The organism is Pseudomonas sp. NFACC05-1 (assembly GCF_900100135.1).
Taxonomy (GTDB): domain Bacteria; phylum Pseudomonadota; class Gammaproteobacteria; order Pseudomonadales; family Pseudomonadaceae; genus Aquipseudomonas; species Aquipseudomonas fluorescens_Q.
In genome coordinates, this window is sequence record NZ_FMTR01000017.1 from 1 (window position 1) to 20,305 (window position 20,305).

Genomic DNA, 20,305 nt, shown 5'->3' on the forward strand with positions numbered 1-20,305 from the left:
TCATGTTTGGTATCGGCCCAATCAATTCCGATATAAGCAGTGAATTTCTGAGACAAGAGCGTTTGCATTGCACACCTCCACAGACGCTAAAGTACATGCAGGAACATGCATGCTTGCGTCCAGCGAAGGCGATATAGAGAGCCGTGCCCGGCTTTCCCTGAGTGTTCGTTAGAGGGCGCAAGCGCACCTGCTGGGCTCGAAGGTGAAGCAGTAATCATCGAGATGCGTTGCAGCCCTATTCGTAGCTCGCAGGTGCATGTTCCTTCCTCGCAACAACCGGACTCCAGCGAGTATCAGTATGGGGGAGCAAGGAACGGACTACCTATATCGCAGCCCAACGGGGATAAATCCCCTCGCCACAATGAAGTTCGCCAGCACTCGGGGTTACTCCTTGGCAATCACCGAAATCTTCCCATTGCGCTCGATGATCGCAAACTTGATCTGTTCCAGGGCCTCGATGCCCTGGCTGGAGCGTGCTGCCTCCATGATGTCCGCCTCCGCCAACCGCGCATGACGCATCCGCCCATGCAGAATTCGTCCGTCCTCGACGATGATGGTCGGGCCACCGTCGATCAGGCGCGAAACCCATTGAGAGCGCAGTTTGAGCAATGAGAAGCCGACATCGATGGCAATCAGCGTCACGATCACCATCAGCGCGTTGGTCATCGAGAAATCATCCCCCAACAGCGCCTGTTGAGTGGCCTCGCCGATGATCATCAACAACACGAAATCAAAGGTGGTGATTTCTGCCAGCGAACGTCGCCCGGCGATCTTGAACAACACCATCAACGCCGCGTACATCACGGCCGCTCGCAGCACCGAATCCATAGGTCACCTAAGGAAAAATGAACTGATTGAAACTCACCGAGGCACCGCCAGGGGTTGCGATGCGGCTGTGATAGGTCCCGAAACCGTCGCCGAGCAATGACAGGTGCAGGCTGGCCTGCCCTCGTTCATCGGCCTGTACCCAGAGGGTCATGCCCTGCCCCGCGCCCGCCGAGCGCAGCGGTGCAGGTTGCAACGCTTGCACCTCGAAACCTTCCAGCCAATCGCCACCCAACTCGACTTCCAACACGGCGTTGGGCTGGCCCTTGAGACGGATGACCAGGACGTTGCTGGAGCCGTTGCGGTGGAAGGCCTGATACTCGACGCCAAGGCTGCGGTCGTCGCTGTACAGCTCCCGGTTGCTCAGCGGGCCACGGGAGAACAGCCCCAGCAAGGCCAGGATCACCAACAGCACCAACACGTACCAGCCAACTCGCTCGAAACGCCAGACCTTGTGCTGGAACGCCATGTCTTCGCATACCGGAAACTGGCGGCTGCGGTGGTCGTCCTGCTCGTATGGATCGCTCATGGCCCGCCCTCCTATCGCCGCTCGCCGGCCATGGCGCGCTGGTGAAAGCCGGGCAGTTGTTGCAGCACGTATTCGGCGGCCCACAATTGCACCTGACCGCGACTGCCGAAGAAGCGCACGCAACGGCTGAACAGTGCTCGCTGACCGTCCACATCGAACGCCCAGGCAAAGCAGACGGTGCCGGCGGGTATTCCGTCCTTGTCGTCTGGCCCGAGCAGACCGGTGGTGGCCACCGCCGCATTGGCATTGGCATCGTGCAAGGCGCCGAGGGCCATTTCCTCGGCGACTTCACGGCTGGTGAGATTGAAGGTCTCGATGGTGCGCGGGCTGACACCGAGCAAGCGCTGCTTGGCCTCAGGGGAGTACACCACATAACCGCTTTCGATCAGTGAACCACTGCCGGGCACCTCGGCCAGCAATGTGACGATCTGTCCGGCGGTGCAGGATTCGGCTGTGGTCAGGCGCAGGTCATGATCGCGCAAATAATCAACCAGGATTTGGGCAACAGTCATGGCAGACGGTCCTTCGGGGATGCTGATGGGTTGACCTCTACCGTTGTGTTTCATTCCCTTTATCGCCCCGTCGGCCAGGACCAGCAAATAAATGAAACCCGAGTCTTTTTCTGTACCTCAAACTCCATAAGGGCCTCATGCAGAGGCCGTCCTGATCAGGAGGTCGTCATGTCCGCACCTTTCGTCAAACTGTTCACGCAGCCCGAATTCGCCTGGGCCGACATACGCGAGCAAGAACAGGCACATCCACGCCATTACCTGGCTCATTTGCTGCTGCTCGCGCTGATCCCCGCGGTGTGCCTGTTCATCGGCACCACTTGGACCGGATGGAGCCTGGCCGAAAACGAAACGGTACGACTCAGCAGTGCCAGCGCGCTTCAATTGTGCGTGCTGCTGTACGTGACCATCGTCGTCGGCGTCACGTTGATGGGCCTGTTCATTCGCTGGATGTCCCGCACCTTCGACGTCCGCCCGACGGTCAACCAATGCATCGGCTTCGCCGCCTATACCGCAACGCCGTACTTCCTGGCCGGAATCTTCGGGCTTTACCCGAGCCGCTGGCTGGCCGTGGCAGTGCTTTTACTGGCGTCGGCCTACTCGACGTTCCTGCTGTTCGTCGGGCTGCCCAAGTTCATGGGCCTCAAGAAGGAACAGGGCCTGCTGTATTCGGCAAGTGTCTGGGGCGTCGGCCTGCTGGTCCTGGTGACGATCCTGGTGGAAATGATCCTGCTCTGGTTCAACTACCTGCAGCCGGAATATATGCGTGTCCCGGTGGGCTGAATGCGTTTTCGGGGTGCACAATGCCGATGACAGCGGCTTGAGGTGATCCGGTTAAGCTTTCTTCATACCGATACGCCTGCGCATCTCAGCCGTAATACTCTGCCGAGTTCGCTTGAGCCCAGCCCAAGGCTCATGCCCAACCTCCGCCAGACGCTCATGAACATTGTGCACGTTCCACAAATTCGCCCCCTTGAGCTCGGCCACCTCCTCGCGAAAGATCGGCACCGACACCGGCAACCCTTCCCGAGTCCGGGCGGCATAAGCGCAAATGGTGGTAGCGCCCAACCCATTGCGCAGGTAATCGATGAAAATCCGCCCTACCCGATTCTTCGGCCCGGACACCGCCGAAAAACGGTCTGGCAGCAGCTTGGCCATGTGACTGACAATCGCATGACTGAACCCCTTGACCTCGTCCCAACCCAGTTTGCGCGTCAGCGGCACCACCACATGGATTCCCTTGCCGCCGCTGGTCTTGAGGAACGCCTTGAGGCCTAGTTCATCGAGCACCGACAAGGTGAGCTGCGTCGCCTCGACCATGCTTTTCCAGGGCAGCGCCGGGTCCGGGTCAAGGTCGAGGACGAAGCGGTCGGGCTTGTCCAGATCGACAGACGTGGCATTCCAAGTGTGCAGTTCCACCGTGCTCATCTGCACCGCACCGATCAGCGCCTCGGCGTTGTTGATGATCATCACCGGCTGCCCGGTCAGTTCCTTGTCCAGGCTGGTGATACCGGGAATCGCCAGGCGCTCGGGGTTCTTCTGGAAGAACAGCTCACCGGCGATGCCATCCGGCGCCCGGACCAAGGCGACCGGGCGGTCTTCCAGTTCCGGCAGGATGAATTCGGCCACGCTGGCGTAGTACTCGGCCAGTTGCAGCTTGGTGGTGCCGCTGCTGGCGTCAATGACCCGCTCCGGATGGGTGATGCGGACCTTGCCGTCCAAGGCCGCTGCCTTGGCCTTGCTCTTGGTCCTGGCCGGTGTCGCGCCAGGCTCATCCTTGGCTTTGGTTTTTTTTGCCATAGCGTTTTTTTTCACGGGCTTGGCCAGCTCCTGGGTAATGTCCTTGGCCGGCTTGTCGTCGCGCAAGCCATGGAAAACCGCATGGCGCACCGAGCCGTCCTTGGTCATTTCGGCAAAGGCCACTTCGGCCAGCAGCTTCGGTTCCAGCCAATGCACGCCCTTGGCTTCGTAGCCGGTGGGCGGGTTCACCACGGCGGCCTTTTTCGTCTCCAGGGGCAGCAATTGCTGGTAGATGCTTTTGAGGGTGGTTTCGTTGAACCCGGTGCCGACCTTACCGGCGTAGCGCAACTGGCCGCTGTCGGCATCATGCAGCCCCAGCAGCAAGGCACCAAAGGCGCTGCGAGCGCCCTTGGGCTCGCTGAAGCCCACCACCACGAACTCCTGGCGATTCTTGCACTTGAGCTTGATCCAGTCGTTGCTGCGCCGGGACACATAGGTGCTGCCGACGCGCTTGCCGATCAGCCCCTCCATCTGCATTTGGCAGGCGCTATTGAGCAGCGCTTCTGGGGTTTCTTCGAAGGCATCGGAAAACCGCAGCAAAGGGCTTTCGTTGGGCTCCAGCACGGCCGCCAAGGCGGCCCGGCGCTCTTGCACCGGCACTTTGCGCAAATCCATGCCGTTGAGGTAAGGCATGTCGAACAGGTAATAGGCGATCTTGCCGCTGCTGCCGCCCTCGAAGGCATTCTGCAAGGCCTGGAAGTCCGGCACGCCTTGGTCGTTGGCAACCACCATCTCGCCGTCGAGCCAGGCCGATTCCAAGCCCAGTGCGGCCAAGGCCTCGGCCTGTCTTGGCAATTTGTGGGTCCAGTCATGGCCGTTGCGGGTGAGGAGCCTGACGTCACCGTTTTCGATCCGCGCCATGACCCGGTAACCGTCGAACTTGATTTCATAGAGCCATTCGCCGTCGGGCGCGCTTTCCACCAGGGTCGCCAGTTCCGGCTTGAGGGTGTCTGGCAGCGGCCCGGCGACCGCACCGCTGAGGGAGGTTTTCGAGGTGCGCTTCGGCGATTTCGGCTGCGCGGCTTTTTCCGGTTGTTTCACCGCTTTGGCGCCAGCCTTGGCTCGACGCTTGGGCACGAGGGTGCGATCGCTGAGCACGCTGTCCGGCTCGGCCTGGACCACGTCGTATTCGCTTTCGGGGCGGGCGGCCTGGTCCTGGTGCTTGATCAGGAACCACTGCTCCTGCTTGCCGGGCATGTGGGTGCGCACCAGGTTCCACAGGCCGCTGAGCTTTTCCCCTTGCAGCTCGAACTTGAGCCGGCCTTTTTCATAGGCCTCGTGGGGATCGCCCTGGGGAATCCAGACGCCTCGGTCCCAGACGATCACGTCACCGGCGCCGTAATGGCCCTCGGGGATATTGCCTTCGAACGTGGCGTAATCCAGCGGATGGTCTTCGACATGCACCGCCAGGCGCTTGGCTTTCGGGTCCAGGGAGGGGCCTTTGGGCACCGCCCAGCTCTTGAGTGCACCGTCCAGTTCCAGCCGAAAATCGTAATGCAGCCGCGAGGCGTCGTGTTTTTGAATACAGAACTGCAAGGCATGGGCCGTCTTCGCCGATTTGCGCGAGCGCTTCGCCGCTGGCTCCGGAGTGGCGGCGAAGTCACGCATACGGTTGTAGTCATCCAGGGTCTTGCTGCTCATGGACCACCTGCCACCTGTTGCAACGCCGGATCGGCAACCGGCAGCCCGACGGTTTCCGCGAGCAGTTGATCGACCACGCGGCCCAGGGCCTGTTCGACGGAATCGCCCAGCAACAGCCCCTGTTCGAAAAGGACGATTTGCCGGTCGGCGCTGGTGCCTTCCTGCACCATGCGGCGCACCTGCCCGAATACGTCCTGGACACCCAGCTCTGCTGCGGTCTCACCGAAGGTTTGCTCGGCCAGGGTCAGCCATTCACCGATCAGCATCGGCTGCTCCTGCCCCTCGACGATGAACTCCGCGAGAATCCCATGACGTTTGGCCCGCCAGCGATTTTCCTTGAGGACCCACTGGGACATCTGGCTGTAGTTGGCGCCAGGCCGGCGCTGCGCCACGGCATGGGCCACCATCAGGCGAAACAGCGAAGCGAGGCACAGGACGTCGTCGACCCGAGGACAGGCATCACAAATGCGCAGTTCCAGCGTGGGGTAACGTGAGGAAGGCCGTATCACCCACCAGCAATCGCTGGGTTGGCGAATGGACCCGGTACGCATGAGCATGTCGACGTAGCTGGCGAACGCCGACTCATCTTCGAAAAACTCCGGCACGCCCATGCGTGGCCATTCATCGCAGGCCACTTGTCGATAGCTGCTGAAGCCACTGTAGCCACCGTTCCAGAACGGTGATGAAGCGCTCAGGGCCAGGAACATCGGCAACCAGGGCAGGATCTCATTCATGACCCGCACTCGATCCTGAATGGCCGGAACTTCCACATGGATATGCAGGCCCGACAGCACGCTGCGCCTCGCCACCCGTTGGTAATCATCGAACAGTTGCTGGAAATGCAGCTCGTCGGTCGGCTGCAGTACTTGGGTCGTCATCGGATGTGAACCGGCGCTGAGCAGACCCAGGCCATAGGGTGCCAACCGCTGGTTCAAGCCCGTACGCACCTGGCTCAGGTAATCGGCCGCCTCTGACAGGCTGCGAAAGATGGGCGATGCCATCTCGACCTGGCACAGGAACATTTCATGGGCGAAATGCTTGCCCAGCTCGGCCTGGCAAGCTGCGATCGCTTGTGCGGGTGGCTCGCCTGGCATGCAACGGGTTTGCAGATCGGTGATGAAATACTCCTCTTCAATGCCGAATTTCATGCGCCTGTTCATCGATAATCCCTCCGATAACCCCGCCGATACCTGCGCCAATGCGGGTTACAACCAACGCCACCACGGCGATCCGTTCCACATCCTGATAACCCGGCGTCAGCAATTCCTCACCAAACACGTCCGGGTCCAATTCCTTGTAGGTCCAGCCGAAATCCGCCGAGTCACGCCATTGACCCAGCGCTTCCAGGAACGGGTCGCGCCCATCCACCATCGCCACGCCGGTGTAGAGCACCAGCGAGCCACCCGGTGTCAGCCGGGGCAAGGCCTGTTCGACGATACGCAACGACAACCCGGCGCCCAGGGCGCCGCCGCCATGGCGATAGGCGCGCTCGGATGGATCAGCCATGTACGGCGGGTTGGCGACGATCAGGTCGAAGCTGCCTGGCACGTCCTGCAGCACGTCGCTGCGAGCGACCTCGACATTGCCCACCTCGGCCAGCGCGGCGTTCACGGCGCTCAGGCGCAAGGCTTGCGGGTTGATGTCTACCGCCATTACTTGCGCTTCACGCCGGGCGCGGGCAATCACGATCGCACCGACGCCGGCGCCACAACCGATGTCCACGGCGCGATGTACCGCCGTGAAGTTCTGCTGCAGATGAGTATGGATCAGTTGGGCGAAACGGTAGCTGTCAGGGCCGAAAAACACCGCATCGGTGGCCTGGGTGGGGAACGGCGAATGAGCGAACAGCAAGCCATCCAGGCTCGACCAGCGCACCCGGCTGCGCAGCAGGCCGTCGCGCTCCTCCAGCACTTGGGCTTCTTGCAGTTGCCGCTGTTCATCGGCACTGATCAGTCCCGGCGCAAATGGCCGCGACCAACCGAACACGTCCCGCAAGGTCTTGGAGCGTTCATTGCCGGGTCGCTGGTTGACTCGCTCGTGGGTCAACGGCGTTGGGGTAATGAAACGGTAGCCGTCGGCTTGCAGGCGCCGGCCCAGTTGCAACAGCGCAAGGTCCCGCTCGGACAGGCGTTCTTCATTCATGCAGGGCTCCCTAACGAAGTGCGGACTTGAGTTCGATGAACCGACGAGTCGCCAACAGGCCGGCCGGATGGCTATGACGCCGAGCACAGAGCCAGGGCATCAGAACCTGCATCTGCTCGTTGGGCGTCCGCCCTTTCAGTGCCTGTAGCAAGCTTTGTACATCGGGATCGTCCATCGGCGTCGTCGGCTCGCAAGCAGCAACCGGAGCGCGCCGGACGCCGGATCTTGTGCCCTCGTCCAGCCAGTCACCGGCTATCCAATCGTGCAGCAGCTGTTTTTCGTAGGGGCTGAATACCCCGAACATGGCCGCTCCAGCCCCGTTGATCAGCGTCCAGAAGCGGCTGTTCTGCGGGTCTTCATGGCGTTTGATCCAGCCTTTGTTCTGCATTGCCGCCAAGAATCCTTCCAACTGGCCTGGCGCCGAAAGCCACTGGTTGACGGTCTTGCCTTCGAACTTGCAGTAATCGGAATGCATGTGCTGGCCGAACGGGCGTTTGCGTTCAAGCATGTCCAGCACTTCGCGGGTCAGGTCGAACGCGCCGATGATGTCCCGGCTGCCCTGCCCCAGGTCATTGAGGCGATAGCCCAACGTGACCCGGTGCCAGAAGGCTTCCCGGTCGGCTTCCATCGGCATCAGCTGCAGCAGCCCTTGTACGGCCTTATGGGCGTGGCCGGTGCTGGCGTTGTCGATGGTGACATGAAGGGTGAAATAGTACGGATCGATGTCCAGTTCGCTCAGCTCATAGGCGCTGATCAGCAGATGCAGGGGCAATTGCTCATAGCCCAAGTTGTAGCCGATGACTTCTGGCAGGTATTCGTCGCCGGCGTACCCCAAGGCCAGTTGCACGGCGCCTTGCAGATAAAGGTCGTCGTCGATGTCCGGGGCATCCGACAGATCGTGTTCGGCGAGCAATTTTCGATAGAGCACCACATGGTTTTGCGCGGGATGACCGTCCCCCAGTTCTTCCAGGTAGGTGCACAGCAACCCTTCGAAACGGTGGTCATGCCAGTGCTTGACCACGCCATACAGCCAGGCGCCGTCCACCCGTTTGGTCGGCGCCACAGCCTGCAGGAAGTACAAGGCGTGGGCCTTGCTGCTGAAGAACTCCCGCGCGCCGCCATTTTTGCGCCGCTCCAGGTAGTCAGCGTATTGCCGGGCCACACCGGCGCTGTGCTGCTCGACCCAGGCCAGCAGCGCCATGGGGTCATCGGGCATCTCCTGGGGAAGCGTCGCGGCCTTTGCGATGCATTCCTGGAGGAACGCCTGGGCGACGGCTTGCTTGTCAGCGTCGTCGGGGCCCTGGAACAGTCGTTCATAGTATTGGCGCACGTGCCCGTCAGGCGTCACAGGGTGCACGGTTCCCGGCGGGGATTGGAGGGGTGTCAGCGCAGTCATAAGGGCCTCTTGGGTTTCGGCGGACGCTGAATCAGCACGTCTCTTCTGTTGCAGAGCACCGGCAACGACGAAAAATTCCGTTGGGTTGAAGGGCAGGCGGATAAACGGGTTGTCCATTCACGAGGGGAACCCTCGTTTCGCTCCAGCCCTCAAATACTGAGAACCACCCCAGCTGTTGAATGTGGCAACGGCGCTGTTGGGGCGAGGGAGCTTGCTCCCGCTGGACGCGAAGCGGCCCATGCAAGGGGGCGCGGTCAAAAGGTTTTTACGACTGCTTCGCAGCCGAGCGGGAGCAAGCTCCCTCGCCACGGGGTTCACTCGCCGGCTGTACCAAGCGCTATCCAAGGAGCAACGATGACTTTCACGGTATGGGTAGCGGTGCTCGGTGCGGTGTTGCTGACCCTGGCCTTGACCTCCTCCTATCTGCGCTGGATGCCGGTCACCACCTCGGCGATGTGCCTGGTACTGGGCGTTGCCATCGGGCCGATGGGATTGGACGTGCTGAAGCTGGACATCAGCGACTCGGCGGTCTGGATGGAACACCTCACGGAGGTCGCGGTGGTGTTTTCATTGTTCGTCAGCGGCCTCAAGTTGCGTTTGCCCCTCAAGAACCGTACCTGGCGTGTCGCCTATGGGCTGGCCGGGCCGGTAATGATCCTGTGCATCGCCGGCCTGTGCCTGGCATTGCATTATCTGTTGGGCCTGGGTTGGGGTGTGTCGATGCTGATCGGCGCGATGTTGGCACCTACCGACCCGGTGCTGGCGGCGCTGGTGCAGGTCAATGACGCGCGGGATGACGACCGGGTACGTTTCGGCCTGTCGGGCGAAGCGGGACTGAACGACGGGACGGCATTTCCTTTTGTGATCCTCGGCCTGTTGATGCTGCGTGAAGACGGCAGCGGTTTTCTCGGTGAATGGCTGCTGCGTAACGTCCTCTGGGCGGTGCCGGCCGGTTTGCTGGTCGGCTACTGGATGGGCCGCGGCATTGGCAAGCTGACCTTGTCGATGCGCATCCGGAATGCCGACAGCACGCTGTCGCCCAACGACTACCTGGCCCTGGCACTGATTGCCCTGGCTTATGTCGTGGCCGAGTGGATCCAGGGCTATGGTTTTCTCTCAGTGTTCGCCGCCGGCCTGGGGCTGCGCCAGGCTGAGGTCAAATCCACCGATGAAGCGGCGCCACCGGCAGAACACCTGGTGCAACCGGTGGTAGGCCACGAAACCGTCGATCCCCAACAGGCCGTCGCGGGTGATACCGAGTCGCTGGACGATGGTCAATTGGCCGCAGGGGTCATGATGAGCGACATGCTCGCATTCGGCAGCCTGGTGGAGCGATCGATGGAAGTGTTTCTGGTCACCCTGCTTGGGGTCGTGCTGGCCAACCATTGGGACTGGCGCGCCTTGGCGATCGGTGCCCTGCTGTTTGCCGTCATCCGCCCGTTGAGTGTGCTGGCGTTACCCTGGGGGCGATTGCTCGACGGACCGCAACGGCTGCTGATCGGTTGGTTCGGCATCCGCGGGATCGGCAGCCTGTTTTATTTGTTTTTCGCCTTGAACAATGACCTGCAGCCGGAGGTGGCGCAGCTGTGCATCAACCTCACCCTGTCGGTGGTGGCGTTGAGCATTCTGGTTCATGGCGTCACGACCCAACCGACCCTGGCATGGTATGAGCGCCGCAAGCAGCCGAGGTGAGGCACTGCGGCAGGAAATGAACGCTGTTGTGGCGAGGGAGCTTGCTCCCGCTCGGTTGCGCAGCAACCGCAAAGCTTGGGGCCGCTTCGCAGCCCAGCGGGAGCAAGCTCCCTCGCCACAATGATGTTCGTCCGCAAGATCGCGCGGCTCAACCGCCAGGATCGCCCATCTGGATATAGACCGAATACACCCCCAGCAATACCCAGAAGGTGGCAAAGATCCATGGCGTACGCACCGAGAACAGCAGCGACTTGCGGTAGCCTTTGTGCGTCGACTCCCGCTCGCTGAACAGCGGCGACTCGTCGTAGGCCAGGCCCATCAAGGGTTCGGCGCGCAATAACTCGCTCTGTTTGAAATGCCAATGATCGATGATTTCGTAGGCCGCCTTAATGCCCGGCCAGGCATTGAGCGAGCTCAAGAATCCCAGCAAGGCCAGAAATGGCGGCACGATCAACGTGAACAACTTGCCCCACTCCGGGTTCAGGTTGGCCATGCACGAAGCAAAGGCGATCACCAGGAAAGATTGGGCGGCCAGGTAAGCATCGGTTCGGTTGGCCAGGATACTGGTTTCGTACTGGATTTCCCGGCGATAGAAATCCAGTCGTTCCTTGGGTGAACCGAACAGTGTGGCGTTGTGTTCCGTCAGTTCTTCTTCCGGGGTTGGCCCGGTGAGTATTCTGGGCATTGCGAAGGACGAGCCTCTCTGATGATTCGGATTCATTAGAAGAACCTGACGCACGGCAAGTTCAAGCCAATGGACCGCAGGTGCATCCAACATCCGGGGAAACGCTCTCCAACCGCCAGGGTCTCTAGTTCGTAAGGGCAAGAGGACGCTTGTGTGGACTATCTTGGATGGGTGCAATGGCCAGCGATGCTCGTCACGGTGCTGGCCGCCTGGTTGATCGGCTCACGCCAACCGCGACGCCGGATGGCGGGATTCAGTTGTTTTATTGCAAGCAATATTCTGTGGGTGATCTGGGGCCTTCATACCCACGCGTATGCGTTGATCGTGTTGCAGTTTTGCCTGTGTGCGATGAATTTGCGGGGGTTCAAGAAGAACACTGAATAAGCGCCTGCTCTTGTGTGGCGAGGGAGCTTGCTCCCGCTCGAGTGCGAAGCGCTCGCCACATGGGGGCCGCTTCGCGACCCAGCGGGAGCAAGCTCCCTCGCCACAGGAGGCTGACTATTTCATCGTCTGCCCAATGATCTGCACCAGGTCAATCTGCTTGAACGGCTTGATCAACCGAGGCAATTGGGTGGCGAAACCTTCCAGGCGTTCGGCATAACCGGTGGCCAGGATGATGGGCAGGTCCGGTTGGCGGTCACGCAACAGTTTCGCCAACTGCGCACCGTCCATCTGCGGCATGGCCATGTCGGTGATGACCAGGTCGATGTCCGGGTTGCGCTCATACAGCTCCAGTGCCTGGGCGCCCGATGGCGCGCAAAGGACCCGGTGCCCGAGGTCTTCGATCAACAGGCGCGTGCTGGTCAGCACCAGGCTGTCATCATCGACTACCAGCACTTTCAACTCATCGACTGGCTGCGTTGTTTCCTGGATCGACGCTTTGCCCGGTGCCGGGTTGTTTGCCACCGGCAACCACAACTGCGCGGTGGTACCGACACCTTTCTCGCTCCTGAGCGTCAGACGCCCCCCGAGCTGTTCCGCCAGGCCATGCACCATGGACAACCCCAGGCCCGTACCTTTGCCAACCCCCTTGGTGGTGAAAAATGGGTCCACGGCCGAGGCCAGCGTGGCTTCATCCATGCCCTCGCTTTCATCGGTAATCGCCAGGCAAATGTAGCGCCCGGGGGCCATCGGCTTGTCGTGGGCCGCATCACACCCTTGCCGCTCATCGGCGCTAATCATGAGCTTGCCACCATGGGGCATGGCGTCCCGGGCGTTGGTCGCCAGATTGAGAATCGCCAGTTCCAGTTGGTTGACATCGGCCAGCACCGGCGACAGCGCCTCGGCGAAGCGGGTCTGGATGTGTATCGATGGGCCCAGGGAGCTTTGCAGCAGGCCGCTGATACCCTGCACCAGGGCCGCCAGCTCGACCGATTCGTAGGTCAGTTTTTGCCGGCGGGCAAACGCCAGCATGCGCTGGGTCAGCGAAACCCCGCGCAGCGCGCCCTGGGTCGCGTTGTCCAGCAATTGAGTGAGTTTCGGTTCGTTGGCCATGCGCTTGCGTACGATTTCCAGGTTGCCAAGGATGACCGTCAACAGGTTATTGAAATCATGGGCAATACCGCCGGTGAGCTGACCGATGGCTTGCAGTTTCTGGGATTGGAACAGCGCCTCGCGGGCTTGCTCAAGGGCCTGCTGGGCCTGGGTGGCATCGGTAATGTCACGGGTGATCTTGGCAAATCCCAACAGCGTGCCGGTGTCGCTGCGGATCGCATCGATGACCACGTGGGCCATGAAGCGCGTGCCATCCTTGCGCATGCGCCAGCCTTTTTTCTCGAAGCGCCCTTCGCTGGCGGCGATGCTCAACGCCCGTTGTGGTTCGCCGCTATCGCGATCCTCGGGGGTGTAGAACATCGAGAAATGCCGGCCGATAGCCTCGGCCGGAAGATAACCCTTGATCCGCTGCGCCCCCAGGTTCCAGTTGGTGACCTGGCCTTGCGGGTCGAGCATGTAGATGGCGTAATCGGTGACGCTTTGCACCAGCAGGCGGAACTGCTGCTCGCTTTGCTTGAGGGTTTCCTCGGCCATTTTACGATCGGTCAGGTCGCGGGTGATCTTGGCGAAACCAAGCAAGGTGCCGCTCTGGCTGTCGATGATCGGATCGATCACCACATGGGACCAGAACAACGTGCCGTCCTTGCGCACCCGCCAACCCTCGCCTTCAAAGCGCCCCTCCTGCACGGCCGTGTCCAGCGCCCGTTGCGGCAGGCCGGCGGCGCGATCCTGATCGGTGTAGAAACGGGAGAAATGCTGGCCCAGGATCTCGGATTCCTCGTAGCCCTTGAAGCGCCTGGCGCCGGAGTTCCAACTGGTGATGAGGCCCGATGGGTCGGTCATGTAGATGGCGTAGTCGACCACCGCGTCGATGAGCAGGCGAAAGCGCTGCTCCTCGTTCATGAGTGGGGACTTGGGGGCGTTCTCAAGCATCTGGCCGGGGCATCCGTGTGGATTCTTTTTTCGCGAAGTATGGAGCAAGTCAGGCGCCAGGAAAAATCCTCAAGCCTTCCAACCTGTGGGAGCGAGCTCGCTCGCGATAGCGGTGGGTCAGTTTGCATCAATACTGGCTGACAGTCTGCCATCGCGAGCAAGCTCGCTCCCACAAGGGGATTTGTGGGCCTCTTGGGTAACTGACCACCAGCGCGGCAACAAGTGCTGCACCCTCGCCTCGCCAAACCGGTCATCGATCAGCATCACCACCCCGCGATCCTGCTGGGTGCGGATAACGCGACCGGCCGCCTGCACGACTTTTTGCAGGCCAGGGTACAGGTACGTGTAGTCGTAGCCATCGCCGAAGATTGCGGCCATGCGTTGTTTCATCTGCTCATTGACCGGGTTGAACTGCGCCAGCCCCAAGGTGGCGATGAATGCGCCGATCAGGCGTGAACCCGGCAAATCGATGCCCTCGCCGAACGCGCCGCCCAGCACCGCAAAGCCAATGCCTTGGCTGTGCTCCATGAACCGTTCGAGAAACGCCTGCCGGGGGGCTTCGCCCATGCCGCGCGATTGCGTCCAGAGCGCAATTTGCGGGTACCGCTCGGCAAACAGCCCAGCCACTTGCTGCAAGTAATCGAAGCTGCTGAAAAAAGCCAGGTAGTTGCCTGGGCGCTCGTTGAACTGGCGGGCCATCAACGCGGCAATGGGCTCCAGGGACGCCTGGCGATGGGCAAAACGGGTGGAAATGCGGCTGACGACCTGTACGTCCAGTTGTTCGGCCTTGAACGGCGATTCCACGTCGATCCATACCGTGTCGCCCGGCGTCCCCAACAAGTCTGCGTAGTAATGCCGGGGGCCCAGGGTCGCGGAAAACAGCACCGTGCTGCGGGCCGCCGTCAGCCTGGGTCGCAGGAATGCGGCCGGCACCACGTTGCGCAGGCACAGCGTAGATAGGCTGCGCTGGCGGCCGAGTTCGCGCTTGTGGATGTCAAACAGAAAGTGCTCGTCGAAGGTTTCCGCCACCCGGCCAAACTGCAACGCGTCGAAGTAGAACGCCTGCAATCCGCTGTCCAGGCCTTGGGGATGATCGTTTAGATAATCGCCAATAGCCGTAGTGCAGGTAGCCAGGGCCTGGAGCAATTTGTCCGGCAACTTTTCATAGGCCCGATAGGCCGCCACCTGGGGCGCATGCAAGGCGTTCCACTGGCGATTGACCCTATCAAGGGATTTCTTCAGCGGTTCAGGGGCGGTTTTGCGCACGCTGGTCAGCGTGGCCTGGTCGAGGGTCGCGCTGTACATCTGCCGCCCGCGCTCCACCAGGTTATGGGCTTCATCCACCAAGGTCGCGACAGTCCAGCCGTTGGCCTGGGCCAGGCCGAAGAGCAACGCGCTGAAGTCGAAGTAATAGTTGTAGTCGGCCACCACTACGTCGGCCCAGCGGGCCATTTCCTGGCTGAGGTAATACGGGCAGACCTCATGGGCCAGCGCAATCTCGCGCAACGCCGCCTGGTCGAGCAACGTGACCTGGCTCGCCGCTGCCCGGGCGCCCGGTAAGCGGTCGTAGAAACCACGGGCCAGCGGGCAGGATTCGCCATGGCAGGCGTTCTCCGGGTACTCGCAAGCCTTGTCCCGGGCGATCATTTCCAGCACGCGCAACGGCATCGACGGCGCGCTGCGGGTGATTACTTGAGCGGCGTCCAACGCCAGCTTGCGTCCCGGGGTTTTGGCGGTGAGAAAGAACACTTTATCCAACCGCTGCGGCGCCAGGGCCTTGAGCATCGGGAACAGCGTGCCGACGGTCTTGCCGATGCCGGTGGGCGCCTGGGCCATCAGGCAACGGCCGGTACTGACCGCCTTGAACACCGACTCAGCCAAGTGCCGCTGTCCTGGCCTGAAGCTGGCGTGAGGAAAAGCCAATGTGTGTGCGCCGAGATTGCGGGCCTGGCGGTGGGCCATTTCCTGTTCGGCCCAGGCGAGGAATAGCGCGCACTGTGCTTCAAAAAACGCCTGGAGTTGCGCCGCCTCGAAGCTTTGCGTAAAGCAGGTTTCCTTTTCGCTGACGATGTCGAAATACACCAAGGCGACGTCGATATGCGGCAACTGTAGCTTCTGGCACATCAGCCAGCCGTAGATTTTCGCCTGGGCCCAATGCAGTTGGCGGTGATTGGCCGGTTGCTTGCTCAGGTCGCCCCGGAAAGTCTTCACTTCTTCGAGGCAGTTGCGGGTCGGGTCGTAGCCGTCGGCCCGGCCTTTGACTTTCAGTGTCTGGTAGAGACCTTCAAGGGCCACCTCAGCCAGGTAGCCATCGCTGCGCCGCGCCGCCACGGTGCGATGGCCAGCGATGCCTTCCAAGGCCGTGGGCGACGGCGTGAAGCGCAGGTCAAGATCACCCACCTTGGCGGTGAACTCACACAACGCCCGCACGGCGATGCTGTAGCTGGATGCCGGGGTCATGCGGCCCCATCGCGAGCAAGCTCGCTCACGATAGCCGACTCTGCCCATTGCACATAACAAACGGCAACGGGCATCTGGTGCTCATGGCAGAACTCCAGCCAACGCAGCTGGTTGTCTTGCAGCCGATCGCCAGGGCCTTTGACTTCGATCATGCGGTAGGTCTTGTGCTGCGGCCAGAACTGGATCAGATCCGGCATGCCGGCGCGGTTGGCCTTGATGTCCAGCAGCAAACGGTCAAACCAGTGCTTGAGATGCGCGGCCGGCAAGCAATCGAGGGCTTGCTCCAGCAAGGGCTCGGACAGCGCGCCCCAGAATACGAAAGGCGACTGCACGCCCCACTTTTCGGCATAGCGACGGCTGATGGTCTGCCGATAGCGGCCATCGTCCAGCTCTGCCAGGCAAGCTGCGAACAGCTCGGCGCGACGGGCATGAAAATCTTCGTTGAGCAGGTCCACCGGCCCCCGCTGGAACGGGTGGAAAAATGCACCCGGCAACGGCGCGAAGATCGCCGGCCAGCACAGCAGGCCGAACAGCGAATTGATCAGGCTGTTCTCGACGTAATGCACTGGCGCGGTGTCGTCGTGCAGGTGGGCCTGGACGTGGTACTCCACCGACAAGGTCGGATCGACGCGAGGCAGTTGCAGCTCCAGGCGCTCCACTTCCCGGACCAGGCCCCGTGGCACCGGCGGGCCGCCCAACTTGCGCCGAAGACGGGGCACGATCCGCAGCAAGGCCTGGGTTTCGGCGGCACTTTGCGGTGCCTGCATCGCCACCTCGCCGAGTTCAAGGGCCAAGCCGTATTCGCCGATGCGCTCCAGTACCCGGACCATCCGCAACCGCGCGCCCGGGTAGGTGCAATCGCGATAGATGCCCAAGGCCAAGGCGAAGTCGCCGATGCGCTCGCCGTGCTGGCCAATCTGGAACAACAACTTGCCCCGGCGCCGCTCCAGCCACGGATTGTCCAGGGACAGTTCGTTGACCTGGGCGACGATCTCATCCAGGGGCTCGCCAGCTTCGAAGCGCTGCTGGCAGTCGTGCAAGAACAGGCAGGCATCGACGTCCTCGCGGCTGCGCAAGCCCCGTGACTCGGCGCTGAACTCGACGGTTTCGTAGGTGAAGATGCCCAGGTCCGCCAGGACGAATTCCGACCAGTCCTGGTAAAGGTTGCCGAAAAACATCAACCGCAGCCGGTCACACAGACTCATGATCGTCAGGCTGTACAGCCGGTCATCCAACTGCGGGCACCAGGCATCGAACGGCTGGGGCTGGTTGACGCGTTCGTCCAAGGCGTGGAGCCATTCGGTCTTTTTCGCCTTGGGGTGTTCGATCAGGTGGCCCAGGCACAGGAGGATTTCCGGCTTGAGCAGCACCTCGAACAGCTCGACGAGCCCGATGGGGGCCTGTTCCTCGACCCAACCCAGCGCCAACAGTGGCGCGACGGCGGCACCAATGTCGCCAATTTCCGGGTAATGCAGCTTGCTATGGCGAAACCGTAGCCCCTTGCGCATCACCATCCGCACCAGCAAGCCCTGGGCGCCACGCGGCAGCGCTGCGAAGTGCTCGATGAAGCGCTGCTCGTCGGTGCTGAGCACATCGGCATAACGCTGCGTCAACCAAGCGAGCACCTGCTGGAAGTTGTTCAGGTAGTAAAACGGATCGTCGAGGGAACGGACTGCCACGGAAAGAACGCCAAGGATATTAAGCACTGGTTATGCATACAGATAACAGCTGTAAACCGGCCAGGCAACAGCAAAAGATGAACGGTCTCCTATATTTAAGGTGAAATCCTTCAGTCAGCGATGAACTTTCCTACGGCAAGCGAGACCAATGGCGGTTGACTAACGTGATGGCGCGGTCGAATCAGTTGCTCCGTGTCCTTTTAATTGAGAGGTTATGGTTATGAACATCAGGTTTCTGGGCCTGCCCATGGTCGCCGTGGCATTTCTGGCTCTGGCTGGCTGCGCGTCGCCAACCGTGGTGACCTTGCAGAACGGTACCCAGTATTTGACCAAGGACACCCCCAATACCCGCACCGCTGACGGTTTCTACGAGTTCGAGGATATTTCCGGCAGGAAAGTTCGGGTCCGCGCCGATGATGTGGCAACCATTCGCAAGGAAGACTGACTGAATTCCAGTGACTTGCCTGGAATGCCGCCATCGCGAGCAAGCTCGCTCCCACACTTGTTTTCCGGTGCTCGCAGAATCCTGTATTCACCATCCATCTCTGTGGGAGCGGGCTTGCTCGCAAAGGCGATATCAGGCGAACACGATCCCTTCGCCCCCCACCTGACCCAGACCAACGCCCACCAGGGTCACGGAACTGTCGCCGACCTTGAACAGCGTGTCATTGCCCACCTGTGACAGGTACTGGCTGTAGTCATGACCAGCCCCGGCGCCCGGCACGCCGAGGAACACCAGCTTGTCCCCCGCGTCGTAGCCGCTGATCCGGTCCTGGCCGAAAGCGCCGTTGAAGAGGAAGGTGTCACTGCCGGCCCCCGCTTGCATCTGGTCATTGCCCGCACCACCGACGAAGGTGTCGTTACCCGCGCCGCCTATCAGCACATCGTTGCCGTCCTGGCCGAACAGCCAGTCGCCCTTCGCTCCCGCCACCAGGGTGTCATTGGCCACACTGCCCTTGATCGACGAGGCATATGCCGTCAGGTTGGCGCCGGCCACCAGGCCATTGGCGGTGACGCTGTGGCTCACCTCATCCTTGAGCAGCCCCCAGAACAATCCGGACTCCTTGCTGACCAGCGTGCCGATGTCGCGGGTGATGCTGATCGCGCCATGGGCGTCGCGCATATACAGCGTCCCGGCCCCGTCATGGGCAAAACTGAAATCCTTCACTGACTGCTGCAGTTGCAGGCTGTTGCTGCCCTGCCCGCCCAGGATCACGTTGTAGCCACCGCCATCACGAAAAGTGTCATTGCCGGCGCGGCCTTCCAGGTAGTCGTTACCCTGGCCGCCCTGGATCAGGTCGTCGCTGTCGCTGCCGATGATGAACGTGCTGCCGGTATGGGGTTCGGCGTTGCGATTGAGGTCCTGCACCCAGGTATTGGCCCGCGCGGGGTCCGACAGGTTGGCGACGATGATGGTGGAGTCTTTTTCGGTGAGGTCGTAGAACACCGACCCCATGATCCGGCCCATGCCATCGCCGTAGCCGGTAGGCAGGTGGGAAATCCAGGTGGGAATGTTGAGAATGGAAAACGGCAACACGTTCCACGTCGCCGAAGCGTAGTGGTCGTTGAAGCTGACGATGTTGTTGGTGGCCGATTCCTGTTGCCCATCGTGCACACCCACCGAGGCGAGGTTGAACGTCGAGCCATCCAGCGCGCGAAACACCGGATCGTTCTCGTAACCGATGTTCAAGACCTTGTCGGTACTGCTCTGGGTTGGCGAGGCGTAGGCGATGTAGTTGGCACTGGAGTAGAACCCCGACCATTGGCTGGTGCTCAAGTCCGCCAGGCTGTTGACCGCCAGCCCACCCAGGCTGTGGCCGCTGACCAGCACGTCGTTGCCCGTCAGGCCATGGGCCTGGGCAAATTTCGCGACGTCGCCCAGCAGGTTGCCAAAGGCTTCGCCGACGTAGTTTTTCGCATAGTCCTTGGGTCCCAGCGCGGCCATCAGGTCGTTGACCGCGTCACCGATGGAATCGCCGATCAGATTTTCCCGAGGGCCGCTGGTGCCGCGAAATGACACGCCGATTTCCTGCAGGTGTCCCGCGCTGTCGTATTTGCCGAGGATCTCTACCTGCGCAGTGGTGTAGCCGGCCTTTTCACCGAAAAACGTCCCGCGGCCATCCACCTTGCCGGCGTAACCCAGTTGCGCGGCGCTGATGGGCGTCCAACCGGCCTTCTGTACCGCCTCCAGGGCCAGTTTTTCCGAATCGGGGTTCCACGGCACGCCGGGAATCACCCCTTGGGAATCGGTGCCCCCCAGCAGCGCGGTCACCAGGGTGGCCGGCAGGCCGGCACCGAAGCCGTTGTGCTGGTAACCGGAGGCAAAGCCATTGTCGAGGTTATGGTAGGAATACAGCATGATCGCCATCGCGTCGCTGACCAGTGCCTTGGATTCGGCAGTGCCGAGGTTCTTGTAGTCGTAGATGCCCATGGTTGTTGCTCTCTTTTGTTGTTGGAATACGGGAACCGGGAGGTACAGCTGTTGTGGCGAGGGAGCTTGCTCCCGCTGGAGTGCGAAGC

Annotated in this window: 16 protein-coding genes; 4 read left to right on the plus strand and 12 right to left on the minus strand. The window is 61.3% G+C overall.

The window, feature by feature from the left end; translation table 11 throughout:
• Positions 1–384: 384 nt before the first annotated feature.
• Genes BLO97_RS21570 through BLO97_RS21580 form a run of 3 tightly spaced genes read right to left on the minus strand, consistent with a single transcriptional unit; the run spans position 385 to position 1,866 of the window.
• Positions 385–828 (minus strand): DUF421 domain-containing protein, encoded by a 444-nt coding sequence (locus BLO97_RS21570; RefSeq protein WP_092347949.1) that lies wholly within the window; start codon positions 826–828, stop codon positions 385–387.
• Positions 829–835: 7 nt separating this feature from the next.
• On the minus strand, positions 836–1,354 hold the full coding sequence (locus BLO97_RS21575; RefSeq protein WP_092224574.1) for a hypothetical protein: 519 nt from the start codon (positions 1,352–1,354) through the stop codon (positions 836–838).
• Positions 1,355–1,365: 11 nt separating this feature from the next.
• Positions 1,366–1,866 carry a CinA family protein gene (locus BLO97_RS21580; protein ID WP_092224576.1) on the minus strand — a complete coding sequence of 167 codons (501 nt, stop codon included), beginning with the start codon at positions 1,864–1,866 and terminating at the stop codon, positions 1,366–1,368.
• Between the two features lie 168 nt (positions 1,867–2,034).
• Between BLO97_RS21580 and BLO97_RS21585 the strand changes: the two genes are divergently transcribed.
• On the plus strand, positions 2,035–2,646 hold the full coding sequence (locus tag BLO97_RS21585) for a Yip1 family protein (protein ID WP_092347952.1): 612 nt from the start codon (positions 2,035–2,037) through the stop codon (positions 2,644–2,646).
• 51 nt (positions 2,647–2,697) lie between these two features.
• Here BLO97_RS21585 and ligD read toward each other — a convergent pair whose 3' ends face one another.
• From ligD to BLO97_RS21605, 4 genes are read right to left on the minus strand one after another with little or no spacing between them, the layout of a single operon-like run.
• Positions 2,698–5,304 (minus strand): DNA ligase D, encoded by a 2,607-nt coding sequence (ligD, locus tag BLO97_RS21590; protein WP_092347955.1) that lies wholly within the window; start codon positions 5,302–5,304, stop codon positions 2,698–2,700.
• On the minus strand, positions 5,301–6,464 hold the full coding sequence (locus BLO97_RS21595) for a carboxylate-amine ligase (RefSeq protein ID WP_092143583.1): 1,164 nt from the start codon (positions 6,462–6,464) through the stop codon (positions 5,301–5,303). The genes ligD and BLO97_RS21595 overlap by 4 nt, the downstream gene beginning before the upstream one ends.
• A complete protein-coding gene (locus BLO97_RS21600; RefSeq protein WP_092347958.1) occupies positions 6,436–7,446 on the minus strand; it encodes a methyltransferase in 1,011 nt (336 codons plus the stop codon). Before BLO97_RS21600 ends, BLO97_RS21595 begins: the two co-directional genes overlap by 29 nt.
• A 10-nt stretch (positions 7,447–7,456) precedes the next feature.
• Positions 7,457–8,842: an iron-containing redox enzyme family protein gene (locus BLO97_RS21605; protein WP_092348181.1), complete on the minus strand. Its 1,386-nt coding sequence runs from the start codon at positions 8,840–8,842 to the stop codon at positions 7,457–7,459.
• A 354-nt stretch (positions 8,843–9,196) separates the two neighbouring features.
• Here BLO97_RS21605 and BLO97_RS21610 point away from each other — a divergent pair, with 354 nt between their 5' ends.
• The gene (locus BLO97_RS21610) at positions 9,197–10,534 is read left to right on the plus strand and encodes a cation:proton antiporter (RefSeq protein WP_092347961.1); all 1,338 of its coding nucleotides are present in this window, start codon (positions 9,197–9,199) and stop codon (positions 10,532–10,534) included.
• Between the two features lie 148 nt (positions 10,535–10,682).
• Here the strand turns inward: BLO97_RS21610 and BLO97_RS21615 are convergent, their stop codons facing one another.
• On the minus strand, positions 10,683–11,219 hold the full coding sequence (locus tag BLO97_RS21615; RefSeq protein WP_092143592.1) for a hypothetical protein: 537 nt from the start codon (positions 11,217–11,219) through the stop codon (positions 10,683–10,685).
• Positions 11,220–11,372: 153 nt separating this feature from the next.
• Here BLO97_RS21615 and BLO97_RS21620 point away from each other — a divergent pair, with 153 nt between their 5' ends.
• The gene (locus tag BLO97_RS21620; protein WP_063321299.1) at positions 11,373–11,603 is read left to right on the plus strand and encodes a hypothetical protein; all 231 of its coding nucleotides are present in this window, start codon (positions 11,373–11,375) and stop codon (positions 11,601–11,603) included.
• Between the two features lie 114 nt (positions 11,604–11,717).
• Here BLO97_RS21620 and BLO97_RS21625 read toward each other — a convergent pair whose 3' ends face one another.
• From BLO97_RS21625 to BLO97_RS21635, 3 genes are all read right to left on the minus strand, one after another.
• Entirely contained in the window at positions 11,718–13,646 is a 1,929-nt protein-coding gene (locus tag BLO97_RS21625) for a hybrid sensor histidine kinase/response regulator (protein ID WP_092347964.1), read from the minus strand.
• Positions 13,647–13,763: 117 nt separating this feature from the next.
• Entirely contained in the window at positions 13,764–16,106 is a 2,343-nt protein-coding gene (locus BLO97_RS21630) for an ATP-dependent DNA helicase (protein ID WP_092347967.1), read from the minus strand.
• Positions 16,103–17,785, minus strand: coding sequence for a VRR-NUC domain-containing protein (locus tag BLO97_RS21635; RefSeq protein WP_092347969.1), 1,683 nt, complete (start codon positions 17,783–17,785; stop codon positions 16,103–16,105). Before BLO97_RS21635 ends, BLO97_RS21630 begins: the two co-directional genes overlap by 4 nt.
• Before the next feature lie 220 nt (positions 17,786–18,005).
• Here BLO97_RS21635 and BLO97_RS21640 point away from each other — a divergent pair, with 220 nt between their 5' ends.
• Positions 18,006–18,230: a YgdI/YgdR family lipoprotein gene (locus BLO97_RS21640; RefSeq protein WP_003201785.1), complete on the plus strand. Its 225-nt coding sequence runs from the start codon at positions 18,006–18,008 to the stop codon at positions 18,228–18,230.
• 132 nt (positions 18,231–18,362) lie between these two features.
• Here BLO97_RS21640 and BLO97_RS21645 read toward each other — a convergent pair whose 3' ends face one another.
• A complete protein-coding gene (locus BLO97_RS21645) occupies positions 18,363–20,216 on the minus strand; it encodes a polyurethane esterase (RefSeq protein ID WP_092347972.1) in 1,854 nt (617 codons plus the stop codon).
• Positions 20,217–20,305 lie beyond the last annotated feature (89 nt).

Excerpts from the sequence above, each read along its gene's own strand:
- BLO97_RS21570 (WP_092347949.1), bottom strand. The coding sequence starts at position 828 with ATGGATTCGGTGCTGCGAGCGGCCGTGATGTACGCGGCGTTGATGGTG.
- BLO97_RS21575 (WP_092224574.1), bottom strand. The coding sequence starts at position 1,354 with ATGAGCGATCCATACGAGCAGGACGACCACCGCAGCCGCCAGTTTCCG.
- BLO97_RS21580 (WP_092224576.1), bottom strand. The coding sequence starts at position 1,866 with ATGACTGTTGCCCAAATCCTGGTTGATTATTTGCGCGATCATGACCTG.
- BLO97_RS21585 (WP_092347952.1), top strand. The coding sequence starts at position 2,035 with ATGTCCGCACCTTTCGTCAAACTGTTCACGCAGCCCGAATTCGCCTGG.
- ligD (WP_092347955.1), bottom strand. The coding sequence starts at position 5,304 with ATGAGCAGCAAGACCCTGGATGACTACAACCGTATGCGTGACTTCGCC.
- BLO97_RS21595 (WP_092143583.1), bottom strand. The coding sequence starts at position 6,464 with ATGAACAGGCGCATGAAATTCGGCATTGAAGAGGAGTATTTCATCACC.
- BLO97_RS21600 (WP_092347958.1), bottom strand. The coding sequence starts at position 7,446 with ATGAATGAAGAACGCCTGTCCGAGCGGGACCTTGCGCTGTTGCAACTG.
- BLO97_RS21605 (WP_092348181.1), bottom strand. The coding sequence starts at position 8,842 with ATGACTGCGCTGACACCCCTCCAATCCCCGCCGGGAACCGTGCACCCT.
- BLO97_RS21610 (WP_092347961.1), top strand. The coding sequence starts at position 9,197 with ATGACTTTCACGGTATGGGTAGCGGTGCTCGGTGCGGTGTTGCTGACC.
- BLO97_RS21615 (WP_092143592.1), bottom strand. The coding sequence starts at position 11,219 with ATGCCCAGAATACTCACCGGGCCAACCCCGGAAGAAGAACTGACGGAA.
- BLO97_RS21625 (WP_092347964.1), bottom strand. The coding sequence starts at position 13,646 with ATGCTTGAGAACGCCCCCAAGTCCCCACTCATGAACGAGGAGCAGCGC.
- BLO97_RS21630 (WP_092347967.1), bottom strand. The coding sequence starts at position 16,106 with ATGACCCCGGCATCCAGCTACAGCATCGCCGTGCGGGCGTTGTGTGAG.
- BLO97_RS21640 (WP_003201785.1), top strand. The coding sequence starts at position 18,006 with ATGAACATCAGGTTTCTGGGCCTGCCCATGGTCGCCGTGGCATTTCTG.
- BLO97_RS21645 (WP_092347972.1), bottom strand. The coding sequence starts at position 20,216 with ATGGGCATCTACGACTACAAGAACCTCGGCACTGCCGAATCCAAGGCA.